This window comes from Mycobacterium sp. E2497 (assembly GCF_001668695.1).
In the GTDB taxonomy this organism is placed as follows: Bacteria; Actinomycetota; Actinomycetes; order Mycobacteriales; family Mycobacteriaceae; genus Mycobacterium.
Genome location: NZ_LZKD01000254.1, coordinates 1 through 837 on the forward strand (window position 1 = coordinate 1; position 837 = coordinate 837).

2 protein-coding genes are annotated in these 837 nt (G+C 63.8%); both read left to right on the forward strand.

From position 1 onward, the window contains the following. A partial coding sequence (locus tag A5713_RS29360) for a winged helix-turn-helix domain-containing protein (RefSeq protein WP_231980649.1) occupies nucleotides 1-199 on the forward strand: 199 nt, incomplete at its 5' end. 253 nt (nucleotides 200-452) lie between these two features. Next, the gene (locus A5713_RS29365) at nucleotides 453-740 is read left to right on the forward strand and encodes a hypothetical protein (protein WP_067919054.1); all 288 of its coding nucleotides are present in this window, start codon (nucleotides 453-455) and stop codon (nucleotides 738-740) included. Nucleotides 741-837: the final 97 nt, after the last annotated feature.

The window sequence follows — 837 nt, forward strand, 5'->3', positions numbered from 1 at the left end:
GGGCGCGCGGACCTGGGTCGGGCTGGCCGGGACGATGACCACATTGTCCGCGCTGGCCCACAACATGACGGCGTATGCCACCGAAACGCATTATCTAAGAGTCTATTTGGCGCAGCTGCGACGCAAACTCGAGGACGACCCGTCCCACCCCAAGCACTTGGTGACCGAATCGGGGATGGGTTACCGCTTCGAGGCGTGAGTGTTTGCGCGGCCGACGCCGCGCGTCCGACGCCGCGGTCGGCGACCGACGTCCTGGTCACATCGGTCACTTCCGCCCCGCGTCGGAGCAATCGTCGATGTGCCCGCCTTACAGCGACTTTTAGGCTCGCTGGTGCTCGGGATAGGGGGTCGAGTCACACCCGCCACACCGGTCCCTGGCGGGAGAAATCGTCGATTTGCCCGCCTCGCAGCGACAAGACCGGGGTGTCGTACCGGGGTGCAATGGTGCAGGGATGAATCTCCAGGGAATCGAGCTGCGTTACGTGTTGACGATGCACCTCGCCCACAATGGGCCGGCCACCATCGGTCAAATGATCGAAGCCCTTAATAAACAGGGCTTTCGGATCCGCGGTAGGGCATCGAAAGTCATCTCAGACGCCTTGCGGTGGGAGATGGGCCGCGGCAGAGTGCGTCGGATGGGCCGCGGTCGGTACGGGCCTAGATCCATGCCGCGGTCCACCGAATACCGTATTCATCAGCGCGTGCTGTCTCTGCGGCAGGCGACGAGGTTGTCGCTATGAGGCGGACAACTCGTCGATTCCTCCGGCCAGGGGCCGGTGTGGCGGATGTGACTCATCCTCCGCGAGCCCGAGCACCAGCGAGCCTAAAAGTCGGACT

Coding starts and splice junctions, on each gene's coding strand:
- A5713_RS29365 (WP_067919054.1), top strand. CDS start 453: ATGAATCTCCAGGGAATCGAGCTGCGTTACGTGTTGACGATGCACCTC.